This is a genomic window from Azospirillum largimobile (assembly GCF_977007025.2).
In genome coordinates, this window is the sequence record NZ_CDRMUA020000001.1 from 866,024 (window position 1) to 891,602 (window position 25,579).

21 protein-coding genes and 1 pseudogene are annotated in these 25,579 nt (G+C 68.0%); 18 read left to right on the forward strand and 4 right to left on the reverse strand.

All coding sequences use genetic code 11. From position 1 onward, the window contains the following. The first annotated feature begins 329 nt into the window (after positions 1–329). On the forward strand, positions 330–989 hold the full coding sequence (locus tag ACWPKK_RS04060) for a DUF882 domain-containing protein (RefSeq protein ID WP_324871758.1): 660 nt from the start codon (positions 330–332) through the stop codon (positions 987–989). A 609-nt stretch (positions 990–1,598) separates the two neighbouring features. On the opposite strand, the pseudogene ACWPKK_RS04065 reads toward ACWPKK_RS04060, so the two are convergent. Continuing rightward, positions 1,599–1,857: pseudogene (locus ACWPKK_RS04065) on the reverse strand (helix-turn-helix domain-containing protein); the annotation flags it as partial. A gap of 543 nt (positions 1,858–2,400) precedes the next feature. Further along, the gene (locus ACWPKK_RS04070) at positions 2,401–3,069 is read right to left on the reverse strand and encodes a hypothetical protein (RefSeq protein WP_452001219.1); all 669 of its coding nucleotides are present in this window, start codon (positions 3,067–3,069) and stop codon (positions 2,401–2,403) included. Between the two features lie 225 nt (positions 3,070–3,294). Here ACWPKK_RS04070 and ACWPKK_RS04075 point away from each other — a divergent pair, with 225 nt between their 5' ends. The 13 genes from ACWPKK_RS04075 (at position 3,295) to ACWPKK_RS04135 (ending at position 19,648) form a co-directional block, all read left to right on the forward strand. Next, positions 3,295–4,767: a dynamin family protein gene (locus tag ACWPKK_RS04075; protein WP_452001221.1), complete on the forward strand. Its 1,473-nt coding sequence runs from the start codon at positions 3,295–3,297 to the stop codon at positions 4,765–4,767. Between the two features lie 117 nt (positions 4,768–4,884). Beyond that, on the forward strand, positions 4,885–5,748 hold the full coding sequence (locus ACWPKK_RS04080) for a substrate-binding periplasmic protein (RefSeq protein WP_452001223.1): 864 nt from the start codon (positions 4,885–4,887) through the stop codon (positions 5,746–5,748). 154 nt (positions 5,749–5,902) lie between these two features. Next, a complete protein-coding gene (gene aroQ, locus ACWPKK_RS04085) occupies positions 5,903–6,352 on the forward strand; it encodes a type II 3-dehydroquinate dehydratase (protein ID WP_014247329.1) in 450 nt (149 codons plus the stop codon). Between the two features lie 22 nt (positions 6,353–6,374). Further along, positions 6,375–6,827, forward strand: a complete 453-nt coding sequence (gene accB, locus ACWPKK_RS04090) for an acetyl-CoA carboxylase biotin carboxyl carrier protein (RefSeq protein WP_452001224.1) — start codon at positions 6,375–6,377, stop codon at positions 6,825–6,827. A 19-nt stretch (positions 6,828–6,846) separates the two neighbouring features. Then, complete coding sequence (gene accC / locus ACWPKK_RS04095) at positions 6,847–8,187, forward strand: acetyl-CoA carboxylase biotin carboxylase subunit (protein ID WP_324871846.1); 1,341 nt, start codon at positions 6,847–6,849, stop codon at positions 8,185–8,187. Between the two features lie 478 nt (positions 8,188–8,665). Next, positions 8,666–11,149: a methyl-accepting chemotaxis protein gene (locus ACWPKK_RS04100; protein ID WP_452001226.1), complete on the forward strand. Its 2,484-nt coding sequence runs from the start codon at positions 8,666–8,668 to the stop codon at positions 11,147–11,149. Between the two features lie 200 nt (positions 11,150–11,349). Then, positions 11,350–13,821 (forward strand): PAS domain-containing sensor histidine kinase, encoded by a 2,472-nt coding sequence (locus tag ACWPKK_RS04105; protein WP_452001228.1) that lies wholly within the window; start codon positions 11,350–11,352, stop codon positions 13,819–13,821. Further along, positions 13,818–15,464: a sensor histidine kinase gene (locus tag ACWPKK_RS04110; protein ID WP_452001230.1), complete on the forward strand. Its 1,647-nt coding sequence runs from the start codon at positions 13,818–13,820 to the stop codon at positions 15,462–15,464. Before ACWPKK_RS04105 ends, ACWPKK_RS04110 begins: the two co-directional genes overlap by 4 nt. Continuing rightward, positions 15,464–15,901: a response regulator gene (locus ACWPKK_RS04115; protein ID WP_014247336.1), complete on the forward strand. Its 438-nt coding sequence runs from the start codon at positions 15,464–15,466 to the stop codon at positions 15,899–15,901. The genes ACWPKK_RS04110 and ACWPKK_RS04115 overlap by 1 nt, the downstream gene beginning before the upstream one ends. 12 nt (positions 15,902–15,913) lie before the next feature. Continuing rightward, a complete protein-coding gene (locus ACWPKK_RS04120) occupies positions 15,914–17,335 on the forward strand; it encodes a diguanylate cyclase (protein ID WP_452001233.1) in 1,422 nt (473 codons plus the stop codon). Positions 17,336–17,365: 30 nt separating this feature from the next. Beyond that, positions 17,366–18,766: a response regulator gene (locus ACWPKK_RS04125; protein ID WP_452001235.1), complete on the forward strand. Its 1,401-nt coding sequence runs from the start codon at positions 17,366–17,368 to the stop codon at positions 18,764–18,766. 136 nt (positions 18,767–18,902) lie between these two features. Beyond that, positions 18,903–19,307: a response regulator gene (locus tag ACWPKK_RS04130; RefSeq protein ID WP_452001237.1), complete on the forward strand. Its 405-nt coding sequence runs from the start codon at positions 18,903–18,905 to the stop codon at positions 19,305–19,307. Positions 19,308–19,378: 71 nt separating this feature from the next. Next, positions 19,379–19,648 carry a hypothetical protein gene (locus ACWPKK_RS04135; protein ID WP_452001239.1) on the forward strand — a complete coding sequence of 90 codons (270 nt, stop codon included), beginning with the start codon at positions 19,379–19,381 and terminating at the stop codon, positions 19,646–19,648. A gap of 6 nt (positions 19,649–19,654) precedes the next feature. Here ACWPKK_RS04135 and ACWPKK_RS04140 read toward each other — a convergent pair whose 3' ends face one another. Further along, complete coding sequence (locus ACWPKK_RS04140; RefSeq protein WP_452001241.1) at positions 19,655–20,266, reverse strand: nitrogen fixation protein NifQ; 612 nt, start codon at positions 20,264–20,266, stop codon at positions 19,655–19,657. 108 nt (positions 20,267–20,374) lie between these two features. Further along, positions 20,375–20,824, reverse strand: a complete 450-nt coding sequence (locus ACWPKK_RS04145) for a CoxG family protein (RefSeq protein ID WP_452001243.1) — start codon at positions 20,822–20,824, stop codon at positions 20,375–20,377. Between the two features lie 123 nt (positions 20,825–20,947). Here ACWPKK_RS04145 and ACWPKK_RS04150 point away from each other — a divergent pair, with 123 nt between their 5' ends. From ACWPKK_RS04150 to ACWPKK_RS04165, 4 genes are all read left to right on the forward strand, one after another. After that, entirely contained in the window at positions 20,948–21,367 is a 420-nt protein-coding gene (locus ACWPKK_RS04150) for a secondary thiamine-phosphate synthase enzyme YjbQ (RefSeq protein WP_324871773.1), read from the forward strand. Positions 21,368–21,482: 115 nt separating this feature from the next. Further along, entirely contained in the window at positions 21,483–23,054 is a 1,572-nt protein-coding gene (locus ACWPKK_RS04155) for a DegQ family serine endoprotease (protein WP_452001245.1), read from the forward strand. A 253-nt stretch (positions 23,055–23,307) separates the two neighbouring features. After that, a complete protein-coding gene (locus ACWPKK_RS04160; RefSeq protein ID WP_149223611.1) occupies positions 23,308–23,988 on the forward strand; it encodes a winged helix-turn-helix domain-containing protein in 681 nt (226 codons plus the stop codon). Between the two features lie 26 nt (positions 23,989–24,014). Continuing rightward, complete coding sequence (locus tag ACWPKK_RS04165) at positions 24,015–25,445, forward strand: HAMP domain-containing sensor histidine kinase (RefSeq protein WP_452001246.1); 1,431 nt, start codon at positions 24,015–24,017, stop codon at positions 25,443–25,445. Positions 25,446–25,579 lie beyond the last annotated feature (134 nt).

A 25,579-nucleotide genomic window follows, 5' to 3' on the forward strand; every position in this document is an offset into this window, starting at 1 on the left:
ACGGCCCTTATGATCAATTTATGCAACGCAATAATGGAAGGCGAGGCGTACGGAGCGAAATCTCAGCGAACACTCGTCCAGTGTGGCTTTCCCGTCGCCGTCCTATGACCTCGCCTATGCAATAAGGTCACAGTGCGAAATTTTTTGATTGCCTAGGCAGATGACCTTCCCTATACGAATAGCCGTTCGGAGACGTTTCCCGCCAGACGGAGCGCTCCGAAACAGCGTTGGTTACAAGGTTTACACCTAACGTGGGCGCCAAGCGACCCGCCAGACGCCAAACGGCCACATCGTAGAACGGCCAAAACGCAAAACGACGAGGTTCGGGGATGCTTTTGGGGGATGACGAGCGTGCCGCTCCGGCCATGGGGCGGCGCGGGTTCCTGGGTTTTGCCGCCGCGGCGGTGTCTGCGGCCGTTCCGGTCGCATCGGGGATGGTGACGAGCGTCGCGGCCAGGGTCGTGACGGGTGGCGTGGTGACCGGCGTAACGGCGGCTCCGGTCCTTCTGGGATCGGGTTCGGCCGAAGCGGCGCCTCTGGCCGGCGGTGTCCGGCGCCTCAGCCTTCACAACATCAACACCAACGAGCGCTTCGACGGCGTCTATTGGGCCGATGGCCATTACAAGCCCGATGCCCTGCGCAAGCTGGATGTGCTCCTGCGCGACCACCGCGCCAAGCAGGTCTGCCACTACGACCCACGCTTGTTCGATTTGCTCGCCCGCGTGCACCAGAGCGTCGGGTCCGACGATCCCTTCGAAGTGATCTGCGGCTTCCGCTCCCGCCGTACCAATGCGATGGCGCGCCGCCGGTCGCGTGGGGTGGCGAAGGAAAGCTACCATACCCGCGGCATGGCCATCGACATCCGCCTTCCCGACACGCAACTGCGCGCCATTTCCGAGACGGCGAAGGCCATGCAGGGCGGCGGCGTCGGCTTCTACCCGCGCAGTGGTTTCGTCCACCTCGACGTCGGCCCCGTGCGCAGCTGGTAAGGCCGCGCGCCGGCGCTTGCGACTTGCCGATTTTAGGCATTCGAACTGAAAAGCCCCGCATCAGGCGATGCGGGGCTTTTCGTATAGGGCGACTGCGAAGACTCACCGCATTGGCGAAACCGGCAACGGCCTTCTTTCGTCAACTGCGGGGCGACGGTTTGGACGCGCGGAGGATGTCGGTCGGGTCCCACACCGCACCATGGCGGCGGCGCTTCCCCTTGCCTTTGCCCGATGCATCGGCCGATCCGGCCGCTTTGACCCGTGGCGTGTCGCTGCGGACCACCCGGCTGGAGGCGCGGGTTCCATCCGCCTCAATCATCGGGCCTGTCACCGCGCTGCTCCGGCCATCACTCTGGCCGGTGTCGCCGGACGGCGGAGCGCCATCGAAGGACGGCGGTTCGCCATCATCGTCGCCATCCTCGCCGGATCCCTCCGGTGGTTCCCTGATTTCCGGGGAAAGGGCAGAGAGCAGAGACAGCATCTCGTCAGACACATGAGAGGGAGCGGCACGCCACAGGCGCAGCAGACGCGCCTCGCGCCGGCTGATCTGCGTGTCGTTGTCGTCGGATTCCTCGAAGCCGCGGCGGCGGCGTGACCCGTCGGGATCGTTGTAGGTGTCGAAGAAGAAGCTGACCGGAACGTCCAGGACTTGGCCCAGGCGATAAAGGGTTCCGGCTGAAATGCGGTTGGAACCGCGTTCGTATTTCTGGACCTGCTGAAAGGTCAGGCCGATGGCCTCGCCCAGCTTTTCCTGGCTCATCCCCAGCAAGGTCCGGCGCATCCGCACGCGCTGCCCGACATGGGCATCCACAGACCAGGACTCCGGCGATCCGCGTCGTCCTCTTTTGCGCGCCGTCGGTTCACTCATGTCCATTGGTCTCCGATAGCCAGTCTTCCATCGCCTCTCTTTGCGAGAATGAAAAGATTGTTTGCACGTTCTTTTCCAATTTTCAAGAGAAAACTTTTGAATATTGGTATACGGGCGCCATATTCCGATAGGTATCGGTGGTGTAGAAACATTCGCAGGAGTTGCTTTGTTACAGGTTTGAATTATTCCCGGCGTTGCCAGAGTCAATTCCGCAAGCGCTTTGTCCACACCCTACACCCATCCCTTGGCGGAAATCTCCGTGTCTTTCGACTCATCCAATGGTTGGATCGATAGCTTACGAAATTCAGCCGTCAACCATTCGAAACCAGACTGGATTAGAACTGCTACAAATGGTGATGGCAAACCTTCTGGTTGCGGCAAATAATCATGCGCAAGCAAAGCAATCTTTCATATGATTCAGCCCGATACAAGACGTCACGCGCCGCCGTGCTCAGGGCAAAGGGCGGAATCGTTGGCCAGGGAAGCGTTAATAGATAATTAACCATATTAACCGGCCCTGCGGAGAGGGTTCCGGCTCCGGAATCACCGGCGTTCCGGCCGTGATGCGTGACTATCCGTATCGGCCTTGGCGGTGCCCTTCGTTCGGACAGGTGTCGGCGCAGCGGCGGTGCGGGTTGCCCAAGGCCCGCCGGGCGCGGCGAACGCCTCCACATGGTCGCGCAGCTTCTGGACCTGGGAGGGCGTGACGCTGTGGCCGAAGCGTGACTTCAGCAGGGCCGCGAGTGCGCCGCGTGTGGGCCGGTCGCCTCCGGCCGAGAGGGTGCGGTAGACGACGAAGGCCTCGGCATAGAGCCGGATGCGTTCCGGCCGGCGGCGCAACTGCACGGCCTGCGCATCGGTGCTTCGCTCCAGATGAAGCGTCAGGCGCCGGGCGGCTTCGGCCTCGGTCAGGTCGGGCAGGGGAACCGCAGGGGAGCCGGACGGCTCCGGACGGCCTATGGACTCGCGCAGACGGCGTCGGCGCTGGCGCTCGCGGTCGCCGGCGCGCAGCCGCTCGGCATAGGCGGGATCAGCCCCGCGGCGTTCGGTGCGGTTGCGGTTGGAACGTGCGGCGCGCTCGGTCTCGCGCGCTCTCGCCGCCGGATCGCGCAGCAGGAAGGCGAGTTCCTCCGCGGTCAGCCGGTGCTCCTCCTCCGATGCGGGGAGGGGAGGTGCGGAAGGGGGATCGTCGATGCCGCCGTCGTTGTCCATTCAAGGACAACGTTCCGCTTCCGCTTCCTGTTCCACCGATGCCGCGCCTTCCATGCGGCCCCACCGATGGTCCCCCGCATGGAGTATGAGGGAGATTTCATGTCCGGGCGCCGCCCCGCCCGTGCTAGAAGGGCCGGACTGAACCGGGCCGGCGCCCCGCCGCATCCGGCCCAAGTCTCGCGCCCCGTGCCCTGTGCCCCGTGCCATTGTGGAACCAGACCGACCATGACCCCCCGGCAAGCCCTTCAGCAGCGCCTTGCGGCCCTGGATGCCCATCTGCGCGCGGAAAACCCCAACCTGCTGCCGGTCCTCCCGACCTTCCGTGCCTTCGACCGGATCCTGGCCGGGCTGGGTCTGATCGACCGTCATGAATCGCTGACCACCCGCATTCCCTGGTGGCCGATGGTCGCGGTGCTCGGCACCTTCTCGGCCGGCAAGTCGACCTTCCTGAACGGCTATCTCGGCGAGGTTCTGCAGAACACCGGCAACCAGGCGGTCGACGACAAGTTCACCGTCATCTGCCACGGGCCGGAGACACGGAAGGAGGCGCTGCCGGGCACCGCGCTGAACGCGGACCCGCGCTTTCCCTTCTACCGCATCGCCGACGAGATCGAGAAGGTGGCGGCCGGCGAAGGCAAGCGGATCGACAACTACCTGCAGCTGAAGACGCTGGCCGGACCGCGCACCAAGGGCAAGATCTTCATCGATTCGCCCGGTTTCGACGCCGACGACCAGCGCCGCTCCGTCCTGCGGCTGGTGGACCATATCGTGGAGCTGTCGGACCTCGTGCTGGTCTTCTTCGACGCCCGCCATCCCGAACCGGGCGCCATGCAGGACACGCTGCGCCATCTGGTCGCCAAGACGGTGAACCGCGCCGACGCCCGCAAGGTCTGCTACATCCTGAACCAGGTCGACACCACGGCCAAGGAAGACAATCTGGAGGCGGTGTTCGGCGCCTGGCAGCGGGCGATCGCCCAGGCCGGGCTGGTTTCGGGCCGCTTCTACGCCATCTACGACCAGCGCTCCTCCGTCGCCATCGAGGACGACGGCCGCCGTGCCCGCTATGAGGCCCGGCGCGACCACGACCTTGCCGAACTCCACACCCGCATCAACGAGGTGGAGGTCGCGCGGGCCTATCGCATCATCGGCTCCATCGACAGCCTGACCAAGGAGCTGGAGGGCGAGGTGATCCCCAAGCTGCGCGAGGCGATGGCGGCATGGCGCCGGCGGGTGCTGATCGGCGATGCGGTTTGGGGCGTCCTCCTTCTGGCGCTGCTGGGAACCGTCGTGCAGACGATGGGCGGCGGGTTCGGCGCCTTGCTCGGCTGGATGTTCGACAATCCCGACGGCGGTGTGCCGCTACGCCTGGTCGGCACCGTTCTGCTGCTGGGCGGGCTGTTCCTGGCCGGCCATTTCAAGATCCGGCAATTCTTCGCCAACCGCGTCGCCGCGAGCTTGAGCGACCGCTTCGGCGACGTCGACCTGAACCTGCGGCAGGCCTTCCTCGCCAACACCCGCTTCTTCCGGTCGATCTTCGCCAAGCAGCCGGCCGGCTGGGGCGGCAGGGCGCGCAAGGCGATCTTCGCCATCCGCGAAGCGACGGCGGTGCATGTCCAACGCATCAACGACCTCTACACCGACCCGGCCGGCCGTCGGGCGCGGGAGGCCGCCTCCACCCCCGCCACCGCCGCCGAGTGACCCTGGATCGCCGGCCGCTCTTTACAGGATCACGGAAAGGCCGTTAGATCCCTGGACCTTCCGGACGATGACTAACGGTCCGCGAAGGGGCGGGAGAGGGCAGGAATGGGCGTTCGAATGGCGGGCGGAAAGGTCGCGGAAAGGGCCGGCGCTGCCATGCTGGCCGTCGTTCCGGCTGTCGCGCTGCTGCTCGCTGCGCCGACTGGCGGGCAGGCGCTCGAATCCGGTGCCGAGCCGGTCCGGGCTCCCTATACCGGCCTCGACCTGGTGACCGGCGGCGACTACGCGCCCTATACGGGGGAGGAGTTGCCGGGCGGCGGGCTGGTGACCGATCTGGCCCGCCGGGCCTTCGCGGTGTCCGGCCGCCATTACGATGTCCGGTTCATGCCGTGGAAGCGTGGATACGACGGGGTGGTCGCCGGCCGCTTCCTCGCCACCTTTCCCTATGTCCGCACACCGGAACGGGAGCAGGAGGTGCTGTTCTCCGACCCGGTGATCGAGGTGCGGCAGTTCGTCTACCTGTCGAACCGCACGGCGATGACCTTCGATGGGCGCTTGGGCGACGGGAGATCGGTGCGCGACCCCCGCGGCCTGGAGGGGTTCCACGGCCGGACCGTCTGCCAGCCGGTGGGCTATGCCCTGCCGCCGGAGTTGGAGGCGCTGGTCGGACAGGGGCAGCTGACTCGGCAGACCCCGTCCGACCTGGGGGCCTGCGTGCGCATGGTGGCGACCGGGCGGGCCGATGCCCTCGTCATCGACGAGTACAGCGCCGCCGCCGCCATCGCCCGGTCCGGACTGGCGGACGACATCCGGGTTTCGGAACACCCTTATGCCGTAGTCGCCTTCCATCTGGTGATCGGGCGCGCCACGCCGGGAGCCGAGACGACGCTCGCCGCCTTCAACGACGGGCTCAAGGCGTTGAAGGCGCAGGGCGTCTACCGCGAACTGCTGTCCGGCCACACCGTCCCGCCACTCCCCTGAGCCCCGGCGGCTTGCCGGCGCGGACGGGACCGGCGCGAAGCGGAGCGGGGGCCCAGGCCACGCTTTTCCGCGCCGAAGGCCCGCGTCGCCATGGACAGGACGGTGCTTCGTGCTATAAACGCGCGGTTTCGATCATGGAAAAGGGGCGCGGGCCGTGGCCATCGACGCGTCGATTCTGGTCCTCAATGGGCCGAACCTCAACATGCTGGGCGTGCGGGAGCCGCAAATCTACGGGTCGATGACCCTGGACGACCTGGAGGCCGCCTGCCACGAGCGTGCCGACCAGCTGGGTCTGACCGTGGATTTCCGGCAATCCAACCACGAAGGCGAACTGGTCTCGTGGATTCAGCAGGCCCGCACGGAGAATGACGGCATCGTCATCAACGCCGGCGCCTACACCCACACCTCGGTCGCGATCATGGACAGTCTGATCCTGTCGGAACTGCCGGTGATCGAGGTCCATCTGTCGAACATCTTCAAGCGCGAGCCGGTCCGCCATCACTCCTACATCTCGCCGGTGGCGAGGGGGATGATCTGCGGGTTCGGGCCGCACGGGTATCTTCTGGCGCTGGACGCCATCGCGAACATCATCGACCGCGATTAAGGAAACGGGAACGACTGACATCATGGCGAGCTTCGACATCGACGGCGATCTGGTCCGCAAGCTGGCGGACCTCCTGCGTGAGACGGGCTTGAGCGAGATCGAGTTCGCCGAGGGCGAAAAGCGCATCCGCGTCACCCGCCCGACCGCCGCCCAGACGGTCGCCGTCCAGGCTGCCCCGGTCCTGGCGGCCGCCCCGGTCGCCGCCGCGGCCGCTCCGGCCTCGGCCAAGCCGGCGAGCCATCCGGGCGCGGTGACCTCGCCGATGGTCGGCACCGCCTATCTGGCGGCCGAGCCGGGCGGCACGCCCTTCGTCCGTCCGGGCGACGTGGTCAAGGCCGGCCAGACCATCATGATCATCGAGGCGATGAAGGTCATGAACCCGATCAAGGCCCCGCGCGGCGGCACGGTCGCCGAGGTGCTGGTGTCCGACGCCCAGCCGGTCGAATTCGGCGAAGTTCTCCTCATCATCGAGTAAGCGGGGCATTCCCTTGGCGATGTTCGAAAAGGTCCTGATCGCGAACCGTGGTGAGATCGCTCTGCGCATCCACCGCGCCTGCCGCGAAATGGGGATCCAGACCGTGGCGGTGCATTCCACCGCCGACGCCGACGCCATGCACGTCCGCCTCGCCGACGAGAGCGTGTGCATCGGACCGGCGTCTGCGCGCGAGAGCTACCTCAACATTCCGGCCATCCTGTCGGCGGCGTCGATCACCAATGTCGACGCCATCCATCCCGGCATCGGCTTCCTGTCCGAAAACGCCCAGTTCGCCGAGATGGTGGAGGAGCACGGCTTCACCTTCATCGGCCCGACGCCGGAGCATATCCGGATCATGGGCGACAAGGTCACCGCCAAGAAGACGGTGATGGAGCAGGGTCTTCCGGTGGTTCCCGGCTCCGACGGCCCGGTGACGACGCTGGAAGACGCGGAGAAGATCGCCCACGAGACCGGCTATCCGGTGCTGATCAAGGCGGCGGCGGGCGGCGGCGGCAAGGGCATGAAGGTCGCCCGCAACCCCGACCAGCTGAAGGAAGCCTATCAGCTGGCCCGTGGCGAGGCGCGTGCCGCCTTCGGCAACGACGAGGTCTATCTGGAGAAGTATCTCGGCCATCCGCGGCACATCGAGATCCAGCTCCTGGGCGACACCCACGGCACCTGCGTGCATTTCGGCGAGCGCGACTGCTCCGTCCAGCGCCGGCACCAGAAGGTGATCGAGGAGGCGCCGAGCCCGGCCCTGAACGCCGAGCAGCGCGAGTATATCGGCGCCCTGGCGGCCAAGACCGCGGCGGCCATCGGCTATCGCGGCGTCGGCACGATGGAGTTCCTGTTCGAAGACGGGCAGTTCTATTTCATTGAAATGAACACCCGCCTGCAGGTGGAACACACCATCACCGAGATGATCACCGGCATCGATCTGGTCCGCGAGCAGATCCGCGTCGCCGCCGGCGCGCCGCTGGGCTACGGGCAGTCGGACATCCGCTTCGAAGGCCACGCGATCGAATGCCGCGTGAACGCCGAGAATCCGGAGACCTTCATGCCGTCGCCGGGCAAGATCGACGGCTATCACGCGCCGGGCGGCCTGGGCGTCCGGGTGGATTCGGCGCTGTATGACGGCTACCGCGTGCCGTCGCATTACGACAGCCTGATCGCCAAGCTGGTCGTCCACGGCACCACCCGCAACGAGTGCCTGATGCGCCTGCGCCGCTCCATCGAGGAGTATGTGATCGGCGGCATCCAGACCACGCTGCCGCTGCATGACCGCATCATTGCCCAGCAGGCCTTCATCGACGGCAATTACGACATCCATTGGCTGGAACAGCTGATGGCGAAGTCCTGACCAGCTGTTGGCTTCGACTGTATAGCGATAGGCACTGCGACAATACGCCGCAGTCCTGAAGCCCCTCTCTCAAGTCGAGAGAGGGGCTTTTTCTTTATAAGATCTTTCTTTTGAAAGAGATCCGCCGCCCTTGGGGTGTGTTTGATACTTTGCATTTTAGGAATTTGGCCGCTTTCTCGCGTTTCTATTCGCAAACTGCGAGGCCGGCTGCATGCCCCGACGATTGCCGGTGCATGCCCGTCGCTGCACGACCCTTGGAGTTCATAGGGGTTTCCCCCAAAGGCCATTCTCGGGCCCGGCTGTTGTGCATGGCACGCCTCTTGCTCTTTTGATCTGGGTCAGTGCGGACCTGCATCCACCCAGGGTAGATGAACAGGCTCCCCGCTCTCCGTACCCAGCAATCGCCCGGTCCGGCGGTGTCGCGCCGTCCTGTTCGTGCCCCCCTGTCTCAAGCCCTTTGTTTGACGAGGCCCCGTCCATGCGCGTGAACGAACCGATCACCGACCGCGAAATCGTGATGGAGGACGGCGTCCTGCTGGTGTCGCGTACCGACACAGGCGGGCGCATCACCTTCGTCAACAAGGCCTTCGTCGACATCAGCGGCTATACGGAGGCCGAACTGATCGGCGCGCCGCACAACCTGATCCGCCACCCCCACATGCCGAAGGAGGCCTTCGCCGACCTGTGGGCGACGATCAAGGACGGGCGGCCGTGGGAAGGGCTGGTGAAGAACCGCACCAAGTCCGGCGACTTCTATTGGGTGCGCGCCAACGTCACGCCGGTGATCGAGGACGGCAAGGTGACCGGCTTCATCTCCATCCGCACCAAGCCCTCGCGCGAGCAGGTGGCGGCGACGGAGAGGCTCTATGCCGATATCCGCGAGGGCCGGGCGCGCCATCTGATGGTGCGCGACGGGCAGGCGGTGGGCCGTGGCGCCGGTGCGGCGTTCAGGCGCTGGACCGCGAGCGTGACCGGCCGGCTGACCCTGATCTTCGCCTTCATGATCCTGGCGATGCTGGTCGTGGGTGGCGTCACCCTGCGCGGCATGGCCGACAGCAACGCCTCGCTGAAGACGGTGTACGAGGACCGGACGGTGCCGGCGGTGCAGATCGGCGAGATTCTGGACCACATGCGCGACAATGTGCAGACGCTGCAGCGCCTGATCATCGACACCCGCGACGGCACCGACGCCAAGGTGATGGCGGGGCGCGAGGCGCGGATCACCGGCAACATCGCCACCATCGACCGCCTGTGGGCGGACTATCTCACCACCTATCTGACGCCGGAGGAGGCGGTGCTGGCGGAACGTTTCGCCAAGCAGCGCGCCGCCTTCCTGAACGAAGGCCTGAGGCCGGCGGTGGAACTGGCACGCCAGGGCGATTCGCTGCGGCTGGAGGTTCTGGTTCGCGACCGCGTCGAGCCGCTGTTCCAGGAGGCCTTCCAGACCAACAAGAACCTGCTGCAACTGCAGCTGACCGTCGCCAAGGCCGAGTACGAGGGGGCGCTGGAGGATTTCCAGTGGCATCTGGTGTTCGCCTTGGCCGCCGGGATGGGCGTGCTGGCGGCGGCGGTGCTGTGCGGGCTTCTGCTGCTGCGCACGGTGCGCCGGCCCTTGGCCGACTTCTCCGGTGATTTCGACGCCATCGCCCGCAACGATCAGGCCCACATCATCGACCTGCCGGCGGCGACCGAGTTCCATCCCGTCGCCGGCCAGCTGCGCGGGCTGAAGGCCCGGCTCTGCTACGCCGTGCAGGAGCGTGTCGAGCGCGCCCGGCAGGCGGACGAGGAGCGGCGCCGCGCCCTGGAGGCGATGGCGTCGACCGTGGAGCGCGAGGCCGGCCGTGCGGTGGAGGAGGTGGCCCAGCGCACCGGCTCCATGGCCGACGATGCCGAAGGCATGTCCGGCTCTGCCGAGCGGGTCAGCATCAATGCGCAGACGGTGGCGTCGGCGGCGGGCCAAGCGCTGGCCAACGCCCAGACCGTGGCCGCGGCCAGCGAGCAGTTGGCCGCATCGATCCGCGAAATCTCGTCCCAGGTCGCCCATTCCAGCGCGGTGACCCGCCGCGCGGTGGAGAGCGGCCACCACACCCAGGCCACCATCCGCTCCCTGTCGGAGACGGTGGCGAAGGTGGGCGAGGTGGTGAACCTGATCCAGTCGATCGCCGGCCAGACCAACCTGCTGGCGCTCAACGCCACCATTGAGGCGGCGCGGGCGGGGGAGGCCGGAAAGGGCTTCGCCGTCGTGGCGCAGGAGGTGAAGAACCTCGCCAACCAGACCGCGTCCTCGACCGAGGAGATCACCCGTCAGATCACCGCGATCCAGGCCGTGACCGACGAGGCCGTGAAGGCGGTGGAGGAGATCGGCCATACCATCGCCGAGATCGACCACATCTCCGGGTCCATCGCCGCCGCGATGGAGGAGCAGTCGGCCGCCACCCAGGAAATCAGCCGCAACGTGGTGGAGACCTCGACCGCCGCGCAGGAGGTGTCGTTCCGCATCGCTGCGGTGTCCGAGGAAGCCGACCGCACCGGCGAACAGGCCACCCACGTCAAGAACGGTTCCGGCGACGTCGCCCGCTCCATCGAGTCCCTGCGGCAGGTCCTGGTGCGCATCGTCCGCACCTCCACCGGCGACGCCGACCGTCGGCGCAAGCCGCGCTACCAGGTGGAGGAGACGGGAACGCTTCTGATCGGCGGCGACCGTCTGGCGGTGACCGTCCGCAACCTGTCCATCGGCGGCGCCATGATCGATCCGGTGACCGCGACCGACGGCCGTTCGCTCGCCGGCACCATCGGCCATCTGCGCCTCGACCGCTACGGGGCGGAGGCGGCGGTCGTGGTCAAGGCGGTGGAACACAACCGCATCCATCTGGCCTTCGAGACGGATAGCATGTCGCGGGACTTCAGCCGTGCGGTGGAAATTGCCACCAAGGATCGCGTACCCGTCGATGTGGCCGCCTGAACTATTCAGCGACATCCCATCATTCAGCGTTGGTAATGGTTAAGCATCTTCTTCTTCCCGCCCGGTGAAGACTGCGGCCCTGTGACAATTTCGCAAGGGATTACTTCGAGGTTGAAGGAGTATGCTTGCCGTACTGCCGGGGGATGCGCGTTTTTCCGCAACTCCTTCCGGGTGAATGGAAACGAGGTCCGACCGCAACCATGGTCGAAGCAACCACACTCGAAGCAACCACGCTCGAAGCAACCACGCTGCGCGCCCTCCCGGACGCCGGCGTGACGGCCGGCACCGCCGCGCCGAAGCTCCGCACCCGCCTGAAGTGGCGTCGCGGCAGGCTGGCCACGGCGGTGCCGCGCCTGCATCTGGCGACCGACGCCGCCGGCGACGGGATCTGGGACTGGGATCTTGCGACGGATGCGGTCTGGTACAGCCCGGGTTGGCAGACGATGCTGGGATTTTCGCCGGGCGAGGTGCCGCCGCATCTCGATTTCTGGTGCTCCCGCGTCCATCCGCAAGACCTGCCGCTGGCCCAGGCGGTGCTGCAGGCGCATCTTTCCGGCGAACGGCCCTTCTACGAGTGCGAGCACCGTGTCCGCGCCAAATCGGGGGACTGGCTGTGGATCCTCGACCGCGGCCGGGTGGTGTCCTGGGATGCGGAAGGCCGGCCGCGCCGCATGATCGGGACCCATGTCGACGTCACCGCCCGCAAGCGGATGGAGGAGGAGCTGGCCGAAAGCCGGCTCCAGCTGGACGCGATCCTCGACAATGCCCCGGTCGGCGTGCTGCTGGTCGATGGCGACCGGGTCATTCGCCGGGTCAACAAGGCGGCCGCCGCCACCTTCCGGTATCGGATGGAGGACATCGTCGGCTGCAGCTCCCGCATCATCTACGGCGATGACCGGGTGTTCGAGGATGTGGGTCGGCGCGCCTATCCGCGGATGCAGTCGGGCGGCCAGTTCGACGAGGAGGTGGCGATGCGCCGGGCCGACGGCACCGACATCCGGTGCCGCCTGATTGGCCGGCCGGTGAAGACGGGCGACCCGGCACGCGGTTTCGTCTGGGTGGTGGAGGACGTCACAGTGCGCTGGCGCGCCGAACAGGCGCTGAACGACCGCGCCGGATTCCAGCGCGTGCTGCTGGACACGGTGCCGGTGCCGATCTTCGTCCAGGACGTCATGGGCCATTACGTGGACGCCAACGACGCGTTCGAACGCTGGATGGGCATCGACCGGCAGGCCCTGTTCGGCCGCACCGTCTTCGACCTCGCCCCGCCGCACATCGCCGAGGCCGACGAGGCGGTCGACAAGGCGTTGCTGGCCGACCAGAAGCCGCAGAGCTACGAAACCCAGCTGCGCTGTGCCGACGGAACGCTGCGCGACGTGCTGTTCTCCAAGGCGGTCTATTGCCGCACCGGCGGCAAGCCGGCCGGCATCGTCGGCGCGGTGATGGACATCAGCGAGCGCAAGCATGCCGAGCAGGCCCTGCTGGAGCGCCAGCAGCTGTTCGAGCAGATCTTCGTCGCCAGCTGCGCGGTGAAGCTGCTGATCGATCCGGCGGACGGGAGGATCGTCGATGCCAACCCGGCGGCGGCGGAGTTCTACGGCCATCCGCTCGACCGGCTGCGCAGCATGCACATCCAGGACATCAACGTGGCGCCGCGCGGGGAGGTGGAGCGGGAACTGCGTCAGGCCCACAACGCCGAACGCAAGCAATTCCAGTTCCGCCATCGGCTGGCCTCCGGCGATGTCCGCGACGTCGAGGTCTATATCAGCAACATCGTCGTCAATGGCCGCACGCTGCTGATGTCGCTGATCCACGACATCACCGAACGCTGCATCGCGGAGGAGGCCCTGCGCGGCAAGACCCGCGAGCTGGAGCGCTCCAACGCCGAACTGGAGGCCTTCGCCTATGTCGCCTCCCACGACCTGCGCCAGCCGCTGCGCGTCATCACCAGCTACCTGACCCTGCTGGAGCGGGGCTTGGGCAAGTCGCTGGACGAGGAGGGCCGGGAGTGCATCGACTTCGCCCGCGACGGCGCCCAGCGCATGGACCGGCTGATCGTCGACCTGCTGGAGTACTCGCGGGTCGGGCGCAAGGCCAAGCCCTTCCGGCCGGTGCCGCTGGACGAACCGCTGCGGCTGGCTCTGCTGAACCTGGAGGTCGCGGTCCAGGATGCGGGGGCCACGGTCACGGTGGGTGGGCCGGACGGCGCCTCGCTTCCGGCGGTGGCCGGCGACGACAACGAACTGATGCGGCTGTTCCAGAACCTGATCGGCAATGCGGTGAAGTACCGTGAGCCCGGCCGCCCGCCGGTGGTGCGCGTCACTGTCACTTTGGGTCGGGCGGCGGATCGGGCGGGCGGTGTGCCGGAGGTGCGCATCGACATCCGCGACAACGGCATCGGCATCGCCGCGGAGGACCGCGACCGCGTCTTCGGCATCTTCCAGCGGCTGCACCGCCGCGACGAGTATGAGGGCACCGGCGTCGGGCTGGCCGTCTGCAAGAAGGTGGTCGAGCATCACGGCGGCCGGCTGTGGGTGGAAGGCCCGCCGGACGACGACCTGCGCGACGCTGACGGGCGGCCCTGCGGCAGCCTGTTCCGCATGGTCCTGCCGGCCCTGGCATCTCCGGCGGCCCCGGTGGATGCGGATGGGGAGGCACGGGACCGGCGATGACGGCGGAGCCCCTGATCGCGCCACGCCCGCCGGTGCAGGCCGTCCTGCGCCGCCTCATTGCGGGCGGCCAGCGGATCTGGAAGGCCGCCGCCGTCCAGGCCGCGGTGACGCTGGTGCTTGCGCTGGCCTATCTGTGGATAGGCGACGTCTATATCCGCGTCCTGGTGGCCGAGCACCGGGCGAACGCGGCGCTCACCGCCTCGTCGATGGCCAGCACCCTGTCCAGCGCGCTGAACGAACGTCTGGCTCTGGTCCGCGGCCTGACCGCCTTCGTCGAGGTGGCGGCGGCGGCCGGCAGCCTCACCGAACAGTTTCCGCGCTATGCCGAGGGCCTGCGGCGGTCGGTGGTGGGGGTGCGCAACATCTCCGCCGCGCCGGGCTTCGTCGTCCGCATCGTCTATCCGGTCGAGGGCAACGAGAGGGTGCTGGGCAACGATCTGCTGAAGGACGCGCGGCCCGGCTTCGCCGAAACGGTGCAGCGCGCCATCATCAGCCGTGACGTGACCATTCACGGTCCCGTGACGCTGCTCCAGGGCGGGCAGGGGCTGATCGCCCGGCAGATCGTCTACGGGCCGGGCAAACCCTGGGGGGCGGTCGGTCTGGTGTTCGATGTCGGCGCCATCCTCGGCGAGGTGCGCTTCGACCGGGTGCCGCCGCATCTGGGCTTTGCCGTCGTGACCGACAGCGGCCAGCAGGTGGCGGGCGATGTGCTGGCGCTGAAGGGCGACCCGCTGGTGGAGCGGATCAACCTGCCGGACGGCCATTGGGAACTGGCGCTGGCCCCGCGCACCAGCTGGGAAGGGCTGGCCTACGCCGACCCGACCTTCCGCGGATTCCAGGCGGCCTTCCTGCTGCTGGCCCTGTTGATCGAGGCGCTGACTTTCATGGCGGTCAGCCGCCGCTACACGCTGGAACGGCAGGTCGACCTGCGCACCGCCGAGTTGGGCCGCGCCAAGAACGAACTGGAGCAGTTCGCCTACGCCACCGCCCACGACCTGCAGGAGCCGCTGCGCGCCATCGCCAGCTATGCCCAGCTTCTGGAGAAGCAGCAGAGGGGCAAGCTGGACGAGGAAAGCGCCGGCTTCATCCGCGAGATCGTCGACGGGGCGGGGCGGCTGAAGATGCTGCTGCGCGACGTCCAGCTGTTCCTGGCGGAGGATCGGGTGCCGCTCGGCTGCGGCACGGTCGCGGCCGGGGACGCGCTGCAGGCGGCCCTGACCGCGCTGAAGCGGCGCATCGCCGATGCCGGCGCCACCGTCACCGTGGGCGAGCTGCCGGCGGTGCAGGCGGACGAGCGGCGCCTGCGCGAGATCTTCATCGTGCTGATCGCCAATGCGGTCGAATACCGCCATCCCTACCGCGCGGCGGAGGTTCATGTCTCCGGCCGGCGGAGCGACGGCTATGACGTGATCGACGTGCGCGACAACGGCATCGGCATCGAGCCGCGCTACCGCGATCAGATCTTCGAGGTGTTCCGCCGCCTGCATTCGCGCGACGAGCATCCCGGCACCGGCATGGGGCTCGCCATCGCCCGCAAGATGGTGGAGCGGCTGGGCGGCCGGATCACCGTCGTCTCCAGCCCCGGCGTCGGCAGCACCTTCTCCATCCATCTGCCCCATCCCGCCTTCCGAGGATTCCCCTGATGCAGGACCTGACGACTCCCTTCGAGATCCTGCTGGTCGAGGACGACCCGGCCGATGCCGGCCTCGCCAAGCGTGCGCTGCGCGACGGCCGCATCCTGTGCAACGTGGGCCATGTCCGCGACGGCGTGGAGGCGATGGAGTATCTGCGCCGCCAGGGGCCGTTCGCCGGCGCCACCCGGCCCGACCTGATCCTGCTGGACCTGAACATGCCGCGCATGGACGGCCGCGAGGTCCTGCAGGAGTTGAAGGCGGACGAGGAATTGAAGACCATTCCGGTGGTGATCCTCACCACCTCCGATGTCGACCGCGACGTGAACGCCAGCTATCTGCTGGGTGCCAACAGCTTCATCACCAAGCCGATGGACATGGACGCCTTCTTCGATGCGGTGAAGAGCATCGAGGAATATTGGTTCCGCGTCGTCCGGCTGCCACGGTGAAGGAGGCCAGACATGTCCATCGCCTTACCGGCCAAACCCGCCCCTTCCCACAACAGCCTGGAACCGGAAGAGGGGCGCACCGCCATCCTGCTGGTCGAGGATGACGACGCCGACGCGCGTCTGGTCATCCGCTCGCTGACGCCCTATGCCCGCCGCTCCACCGTGGCGCGCGCCACCTCGCTGAAGGAGGCGCGGGCCTGGCTGCACCGCAACGCCTGCGACGTCGTGCTGCTCGACCTGTCGCTGCCCGACAGCTTCGGGCTGGAGACGGTGACCCGCCTGCATGCCGACGCGCCGTCGCTGCCGCTGGTGGTGCTGACCGGCTATGACGACGAGGATTTCGCGCTGGAGATCCTGGCCCACGGCGCCCAGGACTATCTGGTGAAGGGGCAGACCGACGGGCCGCTGATGTGGCGCGCCGTCCAGCACGCCATGGCCCGCAAGCGGCTGGAGGAGGAGCTGCGCCTGTCGGAGGAGCGGCTGCAGGGCATCATCGGACTGGCGCAGGACGCCATCCTGACCACAGACGAGAATCTGAACATCACCCTGTTCAACCGGGCGGCGGAAAGCCTGTTCGGCTACGATGCCGACGACATCCTGGGGCGGCCGCTGTCGCTGCTGATTCCCGAACGATTCCGTCCCGACCACGATGCGCACATCGCCGGCTTCGCCGCGTCGGAGATGCAGGCGCAGGTGATGACCAACCGGCGCGAGGTGCAGGGGCTGACCGCCGACGGACGGGAGTTCCCGGCCGAGGTGTCGATCGCCAAGCTGCACCATGCCCGCGGCCTGCTGTTCACCGCCGTCATCCGCGACGTGTCGGAGCGCAAGCGGGTGGAGAGCGAGCTTCGCCGCATGGCGACCACCGATCCGCTGACCGGGCTGAACAACCGCCGCCGCTTCATGGAAATGGCGGAGGTCGAGATGGCGCGGCTGCGCCGCTATGGCCGGCCGGTGTCGGTGCTGATGCTGGACATCGACCGCTTCAAGGCGATCAACGACACCCACGGCCATGCCGTGGGAGACCGGGCGCTGATCCGGCTGGCGGAGGTCTGCAGCAGCGAGTTGCGCGACACCGACCATGTCGGCCGGCTGGGAGGGGAGGAGTTCGCGATCATCCTGCCCGAAACCCCGCTGGAGTCGGCGACCGAGGTGGCGGAACGGCTGCGCCAGCGTCTGGCGATTGCGGACGTGGCGCTGCAGCCCGGCGGCCAATCCGGTGGCCAATCTGGCGGCGGCACCCTGCGCATGACGGTCAGCATCGGCGTCGCCATGTGCGGCGACGAGGACGCCAGCATCGAGCGCTCACTGGGCCGCGCCGACCGCGCACTGTACGAGGCGAAGTCGCTGGGCCGCAACCGCGTCGTCGTCAGCGACGGCTATCCCGGCCCGGCCTTCGCCACCGCATCCATCCCCACCTCCATCGCGAGCTGACGGCATGTCCGAGGAAAAATGGCCGAAGGAATGATGACCGACACCTCCGGCCGGGACAGGGTTCTGCTGGTCTCCGGCGATGCGTTGCGCGCAAGGCAGCTCGCCATCGCGCTGGGCGGCATTCCCCCGCGGGTGGATAAGGTCGATGCGGCGCTGGACCGTTTGCGCCGCGGTGCAGCGGCAGGCGACGGCGTGGTCGTGATCGACGCCGCCGGCAGTGCCGCCGATGTCGCCCCTGGTCATGCCGCGGTTGAGGCGCTGGTCCGGCTTGACCCGGTCCCCGCCGTGCTGGTCCTGCTGCCGGATGGGCAGGAGGAGGCCGCGACATCCTTCATCGCGGCCGGCGCGCAGGATGCGCTGCCGGCCGGTGATGCCGCCGCCCTGCGCCGCGCCGTCGCCGCCGCCCCTCGGCGCCAGGCACGGGAAAACCGCCTGCGTGCGGCTCTGGCCGGGGCGGAGCGGGCAAGGGGCGAGGCGGGGGCGCTGTTCGACGCCGCCGCCGCCGCGGTGGAGGCGGCGCTCGATCCCATGCTGGCGCTGACCGCCGCGGCGCTGGAATCGCCTCTGCTGCCGAGCCAGCTGGACCGGCTGACCGGCGTCCGGACGGCGGGCAACACGCTGCGCGCGACGCTGCCGGCCCTGCGTGCGGCGAAGCCGGACTCCGGGGTGGTGGAGACGCTGACCCTTGGCGACCTGGCGGCCGGCGCGAAGGCGGTCGCGGTGGAGGGGGGCGCCGACCAACGGTTCATCGGCGATGCGGGCGGGTTGCGCTCCCTGCTGGTCCTCCTGACGGCGGAGACGGGGGTGGAGCTGTCGCTGTCTCTTCAGCCGGCGGGGGAGGCGGCCGAGCTAATCCTCCGCCGCCGGGGCGTGCCGCGGCTGCGCCCGCTGGCGCTGGCAGTGGCCGGACCGCAAGTCCGGCGGCTGGGGGGGCGCCTGCTTGCGGACGGCGCGGCCGGCGCGGGTGCGGATGGCGACGCCGGGGAATGGCTGACCGCCCGAATCCCTGTGCAGCTGCCGAACCGTCCCGTTGCCCCGCCGGCCACGCTTTCGGTCCTGCTGGTGGAGGACAATCCGATCGGCCGGCTGGTCGCCGCCGGTTTCTTCAAGGCGCTGGGCCATGCGGTGACGACGGCGGAGGACGGGGCCCAGGGCGTGGCCGCGGCGACCGAACGGCGGTTCGACCTGATCGTGATGGACGTGCAGATGCCGGTCATGGACGGCCACGAGGCGTCGCGCGCCATCCGTGCGCTGCCGGGCGAGGCGGGCCGCGTGCCGATCGTGGCTCTGACCGCCGGCACGGATGCCGAGGACGATGCCCAGTGCCGCGCCGCCGGCATGGACGACTGCCTGCACAAGCCGCTGACCATGGACCGGTTGGGCGCCGTGCTGGAGCGCCTGTTCCCCGGCCGCATTCCGCCGGGTGGCTGATGCCGCTCCGATACAAATTGTCGAAAAATTTACAGACCTAAAACCATATTCCACCTGACGGTAACCGGCCTTCGGTTGCCCGCCGACGGCTCGGACGGTATCAGTGGAAAGCGGCGAATTGGCTGGAGGATCGGGGATGGATATGCAGACGATCCACTACTCCCGGCACCGCATCCTGGTCGTGGAGGACCAGCCCTTCGTCCGCCGCACCATCGTCCAGATCCTGGGCCAGATCGGCTTCCGCGATGTCGCCGAGGCCGACAATGGCGAGTCCGCGATGTACGAGTGCATCCGCGTCAACCCCGACCTGATCGTCTGCGACATCGACATGAAGCCGGTCTCCGGCCTGCAATTCCTGGCCCATCTGCGCGCCAGCACCGAGGCCGCCAATCCGCGGGCCCCGGTGGTCTTCCTGACCAACCATACCGAATCCGAGATCGTGAAACAGGCGATGGCGCTGGGCGTCAACGGCTTCGTGGTCAAACCCCCGTCCTTCGCCGCGCTGAAGGAGCGGGTGGACAGGCTGCTGGGGGGACGGTGAGGCTCCGGCCGGGCATTCTGACGCTTGCGCTTATCCTGACGGCCTGCTCCGGCGAGCCATCGGAGGGTGACATGCGCAAGCTGGTCGAGACGCACACCCGCCGCACGCTGGAGCGGCAGGGGAATGCCGGCTTCCGCGCCTTCGACAATTTCCGCAAGCAGGGCTGCGTCGAGGCGAAGCTGAAGAACGGACAGGACGGCAGCGGGCAGTACGACTGCTACTACGCCGCCACCTTCGTGCCGCAGCCGGGGCAGCAGCCGCTGACCGTCAACGGCAAGGGGCGCTTCCGCCGCACCGACAAGGGAATGGCCTTCGAGGATCTGGGCGCCCAGCCGCGCTGAAGCCCTTCAGCCACTGCGGGCAAGGCGCGACAGGGTCGCCAGCGGATCGCCGGTCTCCTCGCCGAAACAGACATCCACATCGTCGCACACCTCGCAATTGGGCGATTTGCACAGCATCAGCCCCTCGCGCTCGCAAAGCTGCCGGTAGAAGAACTTCTTCCACTTCATGTCGCCGGCATTCAGCGCCACCAACGCCGGGAAATGGCGGCGGAACATCGTGTTCAGTTCGCCCCGGTCGTGGAACCCCATATCCTGCCACAGATGGTTCGGCTCCAACGACCGGCGGGCCAGGATGGCGGACAGCCAGCGCTCCTCATCCGTGCCGCGCGCGCCATGATCGGCCAGGAATGCACGCAGGTCGGCCTCCTCGATGGCATCCTCGCCGGCTTCCCCCCCGTCGGGGAGGGATGCAACGGCATCGGCGAATTGCGGGGCGTGGCGGGCCGCCATCTCCGCAAGGTCGGCCTTGGCCAGGGCGAGCGCCCGGGGCATCGTCCGCGCCCCGTCCGCGGCGGCAAGCGCCAGGATGCGGCCGAAGATCATGCGGTCGGCGGCGGGATCGTCCGGGTCCGTGCAATCCGGAGCGCAGGCAGGCGAATGGGCTGAGAGCTTGGACATGTCCATCTCCACCGGCTGGAAGCACCCGCGACGCCTGCTATCCTGACCCAGGATGCTGCATGTGCGAAAGACGCTCTCCCGGCCGCCGGCCTGCGGCATTGCGCCGCATCATTCGGAACGGGCGTCGATCTCCGCGGCGAAGCGCTCGAAGAAGGCGGCCAGCACCCGGTCGGTCTTGGCCTGCACCAGCTTCACCGCCAGCCGGCCGACGGCCCCGCCCAGCGCCACCGTCAGGCGGTAGGTCAGCAGGGTGCGTCCCTCCTCCTCCTCCAGGACCACCAGAGCCTCGCCCTTCACCGCGCCGGCCAGCCCGCCGTTGCCCTGGGCGATCAGCCGGTAGCGGTGGAGGCCATCCTCGGGCTCCAGTTTCAGCCGGCCGGAGAAGCGTGCCTTCATCGGCCCCAGCGTGGTCCGCACCCGCGCGGCATAGTCGGTGGGGGAGAGCCGCTCCATCTCTTCCAGCACGGGGATGCAGCGCATCAGCACCGCCGGGTCGCAGAGCGCCGCGAACACGCGGTCGCGCGGGCCGGGGACGCTGTGGGTGCCGGTGATGTCCATGCGCCGTCTTCCTCTTTCGCATTCCCGCAGGGTCGCAATCCCGGCCCAACGGCCGGGCAGACACATCTGGTATTGATTGCGGCCGGAACCAAGCCGCTGAACGCCAACACGAGGATGGATCCCATGCGACAAGCCGCCACGACGCTGACGATCGCCACCCGCGGCACCGGACTGGTCGAGGTGACGGCCCCGGTGCGGCACTGGGTGGCGGAGCAGGGGATGGCCACCGGCCTGCTGACGGTCTTCTGCCGCCACACCTCTGCCTCCCTGACCATCCAGGAGAATGCCGATCCCGACGTGCAGGCCGACCTGCTGCGATTCTTCCGCCGGCTGGTGGCGGAGGACCCGTCGCTCTACGACCACACCACCGAGGGACCGGACGACATGCCCGCGCATATCCGCTCGGCGCTGACCGGCGTCAGCCTGTCGATCCCGGTGATGGAAGGGGAGCCGGTGCTGGGCACCTGGCAGGGCATCTACCTGTTCGAACACCGCGCCCGTCCGCACCGGCGGGAGATCGCGTTGCATCTGTTGGGAGAATAGGTTGCAGTCCGTCTGAAATATCTTTCATCCCTTCGCAAGGCGCCGGTCAACGGCGGCACTCTAGATTGCGGACAACACCGGACAGCCGGAACCGCATCACTGGAGCGTTGTCGCCATGACCACCATTCCCTCCACCACGCCGAACCGTCCGAACCGCCTGCGACGCACCGTTGCCGCCCTTCTGCTGGGCTCCACGGTGCTGACGGGGCCGGCGCTGGCCGGATGGGCGGCATCGCACGCACAGCAGACGGCCACCCCGCCGGCCGTGGCGATGGTACAGGACACGCCCTCCACCTTCGCCGATCTCGCCGCCAAGGTCAGCCCCGCCGTCGTCAACATCGCCGCGACGCAGGAGGCCAAGCCCGACCCGCGGGCGCAGCGCGGCCCTGGAATCCCCGGCTTCCCGCCCGGCTCGCCCTTCGAGGAGTTCTTCCGCCAGTTCCAGGACCAGATGGGCCGGAACGGCGGTCCGGACGGCGATCAGGATGGGCAGGGCCCAGGGCCGCGGGGCAAGAGCGGGGCGCTCGGTTCCGGCTTCATCATCGATCCGGCCGGCTTCGTCGTGACCAACAACCACGTCATCGACGGTGCTAGCGAGATCACCGTCACCTTGCAGGACGGCACCGCCATGCCGGCCAAGGTGATCGGCCGCGACGCCAAGACCGACATCGCCCTGCTGAAGGTGGAGCCGAAGAAGCCGCTGCCGTCGGTCGACTGGGCCGACAGCGACAAGACCCGCGTCGGCGACTGGGTGATGGCCGTCGGCAATCCGTTCGGTCTGGGCGGCACCGTCACCAAGGGCATCGTGTCCGCCCGCGGGCGCGACATCCACAGCGGTCCGTATGACGACTACTTCCAGCTCGACGCCGCCATCAACCGCGGCAATTCGGGTGGCCCGACCTTCGACCTCGCCGGCCGGGTGATCGGCATCAACACCGCCATCTACTCCCCCAACGGCGGCTCGGTCGGCATCGGCTTCGCCATCCCGTCCAACCTCGCCAAGGACGTGGTGGCCCAACTGAAGGAGTCCGGCAAGGTCGAGCGCGGCTGGCTCGGCGTGAAGATCCAGGAGGTGACGCCCGACATCGCCGACAGCGTCGGCCTGCCCGCCGCCAAGGGTGCCCTGGTGGCCGACGTCACCGCCGACAGCCCGGCGCAGCGTGCCGGCCTGCGCCAGGGCGACGTGGTGCTGAGCTATTCCGGCAAGCCGGTCAACAGCCTGCGCGACCTGACCCGCAACGTGGCCGATACCAAGCCCGGCGACACGGTCGAGCTTAAGGTCATGCGCGGCGGCCGTGAAACGGCGGTGCAGGTCCGCATCGACCGCCTGAGCGAGCAGCCGCAGGTCGCGTCGGCCGAGACCGACGGCGGCAACGGCGCAGGCCAACAGGCCGAGGTCGCGCCGGTGAAGGGGCTGAAGCTCGCCCCGCTGGACCCGGCGGCGCGCAAGCGTCTGGGCATCGCCGATGATGTCCAGGGCGTGGTGGTGGTCGGCCTGTCGGGCAGCGTCGACGTGCCGATCCGTCCCGGCGACGTGATCGAGCGGATCGGCGATACCGAGGTGAAGAGCCCGGCCGACGTCGCCCGCCATGTGACCGAAGCCGAGAAGGCCGGCCAGAAGGCGCTGCTGATGCTGATCAACCGTCAGGGCAACGAATCCTTCGTCGCGCTGAAGCTGAAGGCTTGAGGCGGTCCGCCGCCTGAGTGACGGAAGTCCGGCCGGGCGTCACAAGAAGCCCCTCTCCCCTTGCGGGAGAGGGGTTTGGGGTGAGGGGTGCAGCCCGATCCGCAGGGGCGGGAGCAAAATTGCCGGCCGGCTGTCGCCGGCGCCACCCTCACCCCAACCCCTCTCCCATCGAGGGAGAGGGGCTTCAAGCGATTGGCCGGGCGCGGCACGCTCGCGCTTGGCCGGGCTGTTTTGGGAGGCTACACTCGTGCTCATGAAGATTCTCGTCATTGAAGATGATCGCCAAGCCGCCAGCTACCTCGCCAAGGGGTTGAAGGAGGCGGGCCATGTGGTGGACGTCGCCAACGACGGGAAGGAAGGCCTGTTCCTGGCCGGTGCCGAGCATTACGACGTGATGATCGTCGACCGCATGCTGCCCGGCCGCGACGGGCTTTCGCTGGTCCAGGTGCTGAGGGCGGCCGGCAACGACACGCCGGTCCTGTTCCTGTCGGCGCTGGGCAGCGTGGACGACCGGGTGAAGGGGTTGAAGGCCGGCGGCGACGATTACCTGACCAAGCCCTTCGCCTTCTCCGAACTTCTCGCCCGAATCGAGGTTCTGGTGCGCCGGCGCGGCGCGGCCCAGCCGCAGACCCGGCTGGTGGTGGGCGACCTGGAGTTGGACCTGCTGTCGCGCAGCGTGAAGCGCGCCGGCAAGGCCATCGACCTGCTGCCGCGCGAGTTCTCGCTGCTGGAGTACCTGATGCGCAACGCCGGCAGCGTGGTGACCCGCACCATGATGCTGGAGAATGTCTGGGACTATCACTTCGATCCGCAGACCAACGTCATCGACGTGCACATCGCCCGTCTGCGCCAGAAGATCGACAAGGATTTCCCCACCCCCCTGATCCACACCGTTCGCGGCGCCGGATACAGCCTGCGCGTGGCGGAGGGGTGATTGGGTTTGATTGCGATGCGTGACGTATGAAGCATGAAGGCGCGGCCGGCGGCCTGCACGGCTTCCTTGCCGCGGGCCTGCGGCTGGTGCGGACCACGGCGTTCCGGCTGGCGCTGCTCTATCTGGCGATGTTCGTGTTGTCGGTCGGTCTGATCCTGGGCGTGGTCTATCGCACCACCGCCGGCTTCCTGGAGCAGGAGATCGGCGAGACAATCGCGCTGGAGGTCGCCGGGCTGCAGGACCATTACCGCATCCACGGCCTGCCCGGCCTGGTGGACGTGGTGCGGGCGCGCAGCGCGGTTCCCAACAACAACTCCATCTATCTGCTGACCACCGCTGCCGGGGTGATCCTGGCCGGCAACCTGTCGGGCTGGCCGGCGGCGGTGCCCAATGCCAGCGGCTGGACCCATTTCAAGGTCGCCGACTATGGCGGGGTCACCGACCGGCCTTCGACCGCGCAGGCCGTAACCTTCACCCTGCCGGGGCAGTTCCGCCTGCTGGTCGGCCGCGACATGAGCGAGATCGACCAGCTGCGCACCCGCATGTTCCGCTCGCTCGGCTGGATCCTGGGTTCCACCGCCTTGCTGGGGCTGGGGGGCGGGCTGCTGATGAGCCGCGGCGCCATGCGGCGGATCGAGGCGATCAACCGCACCACCCGCCAGATCATGAGCGGCGACCTGAGCGACCGGGTGCCGCGCTTCGGCGGCGGCGACGAGATGGACCGGCTGGCCGGCAACCTCAACGCCATGCTGGACCGCATCGAGCGGTTGATGACCGGCATGCGGCAAGTGACCGACAGCGTCGCCCACGACCTGCGCACACCGCTGACCCGCCTGCGCTCCCGCATCGAGCTTGCTCTGCTGCACGAGACCGAGGACCCGGAGGTCTACCGGACCGTCCTGCAGGACACGATAGCCGAGGCCGACCGGCTGCTCGCCACCTTCAGCGCCCTGCTGTCGATCGCGGAGGCCGAATCGGGCGCCAAGCGGCAGGATTTCATGCCGGTCGATCTTGCAGAGGTGGTCGAGATGGCCGCCGACCTCTACGAGCCGGTGGCGGACGAGCGCGGCCAGCGGCTGAGCGTGGAGGTGCGGGGCAAGCCGACCGTGCGCGGCAACGGCCAGCTTCTCGCCCAGGCGGTGTCGAACCTTCTGGATAACGCCATCAAATACACGCCGGAAGGCGGCACCATCTCGCTGGTGCTGGAAGGAGCGGCGCCCGGCCGCGCCGCCTGCATCTCCGTGGCCGACAGCGGTCCCGGCATCCCGGCGGAGATGCGCGACAAGGTGCTGCAACGCTTCGTCCGGCTGGATACCGCCCGCGCGTCGCCCGGCAACGGGCTGGGGCTGAGCCTTGTCGATGCGGTGGCGACGCTGCACGGCGCACGTCTGGAGCTGGACGACAACGCGCCGGGCTTGCGGGTCAGCCTGGTGTTCCCGCCGGAAGCACGGCGCTAGGGGGGCCCCCCATAGGGACCCCAAGGTCGCCTTCATCGCCAAAAAAAAGCCCGCCATGCGGCGGGCTTTCAAAGTGACATCAGCGAGAATGACTCCTTGGCGTCCCTTCTGATATGGGGCGGTGCCGGCCGGCT

What these genes read in the sequence shown, in the direction of transcription:
- accC (WP_324871846.1), top strand. Translation starts at nt 6,847, where the DNA reads ATGTTCGAAAAGGTCCTGATCGCGAACCGTGGTGAGATCGCTCTGCGC.
- ACWPKK_RS04140 (WP_452001241.1), bottom strand. Translation starts at nt 20,266, where the DNA reads ATGTCCAAGCTCTCAGCCCATTCGCCTGCCTGCGCTCCGGATTGCACG.
- ACWPKK_RS04135 (WP_452001239.1), top strand. Translation starts at nt 19,379, where the DNA reads ATGCGCAAGCTGGTCGAGACGCACACCCGCCGCACGCTGGAGCGGCAG.
- ACWPKK_RS04075 (WP_452001221.1), top strand. Translation starts at nt 3,295, where the DNA reads ATGACCCCCCGGCAAGCCCTTCAGCAGCGCCTTGCGGCCCTGGATGCC.
- ACWPKK_RS04080 (WP_452001223.1), top strand. Translation starts at nt 4,885, where the DNA reads ATGGCGGGCGGAAAGGTCGCGGAAAGGGCCGGCGCTGCCATGCTGGCC.
- ACWPKK_RS04100 (WP_452001226.1), top strand. Translation starts at nt 8,666, where the DNA reads ATGCGCGTGAACGAACCGATCACCGACCGCGAAATCGTGATGGAGGAC.
- ACWPKK_RS04130 (WP_452001237.1), top strand. Translation starts at nt 18,903, where the DNA reads ATGGATATGCAGACGATCCACTACTCCCGGCACCGCATCCTGGTCGTG.
- ACWPKK_RS04155 (WP_452001245.1), top strand. Translation starts at nt 21,483, where the DNA reads ATGACCACCATTCCCTCCACCACGCCGAACCGTCCGAACCGCCTGCGA.
- ACWPKK_RS04120 (WP_452001233.1), top strand. Translation starts at nt 15,914, where the DNA reads ATGTCCATCGCCTTACCGGCCAAACCCGCCCCTTCCCACAACAGCCTG.
- ACWPKK_RS04060 (WP_324871758.1), top strand. Translation starts at nt 330, where the DNA reads ATGCTTTTGGGGGATGACGAGCGTGCCGCTCCGGCCATGGGGCGGCGC.
- ACWPKK_RS04070 (WP_452001219.1), bottom strand. Translation starts at nt 3,069, where the DNA reads ATGGACAACGACGGCGGCATCGACGATCCCCCTTCCGCACCTCCCCTC.
- ACWPKK_RS04160 (WP_149223611.1), top strand. Translation starts at nt 23,308, where the DNA reads ATGAAGATTCTCGTCATTGAAGATGATCGCCAAGCCGCCAGCTACCTC.
- ACWPKK_RS04150 (WP_324871773.1), top strand. Translation starts at nt 20,948, where the DNA reads ATGCGACAAGCCGCCACGACGCTGACGATCGCCACCCGCGGCACCGGA.
- ACWPKK_RS04110 (WP_452001230.1), top strand. Translation starts at nt 13,818, where the DNA reads ATGACGGCGGAGCCCCTGATCGCGCCACGCCCGCCGGTGCAGGCCGTC.
- accB (WP_452001224.1), top strand. Translation starts at nt 6,375, where the DNA reads ATGGCGAGCTTCGACATCGACGGCGATCTGGTCCGCAAGCTGGCGGAC.
- ACWPKK_RS04165 (WP_452001246.1), top strand. Translation starts at nt 24,015, where the DNA reads ATGAAGCATGAAGGCGCGGCCGGCGGCCTGCACGGCTTCCTTGCCGCG.
- ACWPKK_RS04105 (WP_452001228.1), top strand. Translation starts at nt 11,350, where the DNA reads ATGGTCGAAGCAACCACACTCGAAGCAACCACGCTCGAAGCAACCACG.
- ACWPKK_RS04115 (WP_014247336.1), top strand. Translation starts at nt 15,464, where the DNA reads ATGCAGGACCTGACGACTCCCTTCGAGATCCTGCTGGTCGAGGACGAC.
- ACWPKK_RS04145 (WP_452001243.1), bottom strand. Translation starts at nt 20,824, where the DNA reads ATGGACATCACCGGCACCCACAGCGTCCCCGGCCCGCGCGACCGCGTG.
- ACWPKK_RS04125 (WP_452001235.1), top strand. Translation starts at nt 17,366, where the DNA reads ATGATGACCGACACCTCCGGCCGGGACAGGGTTCTGCTGGTCTCCGGC.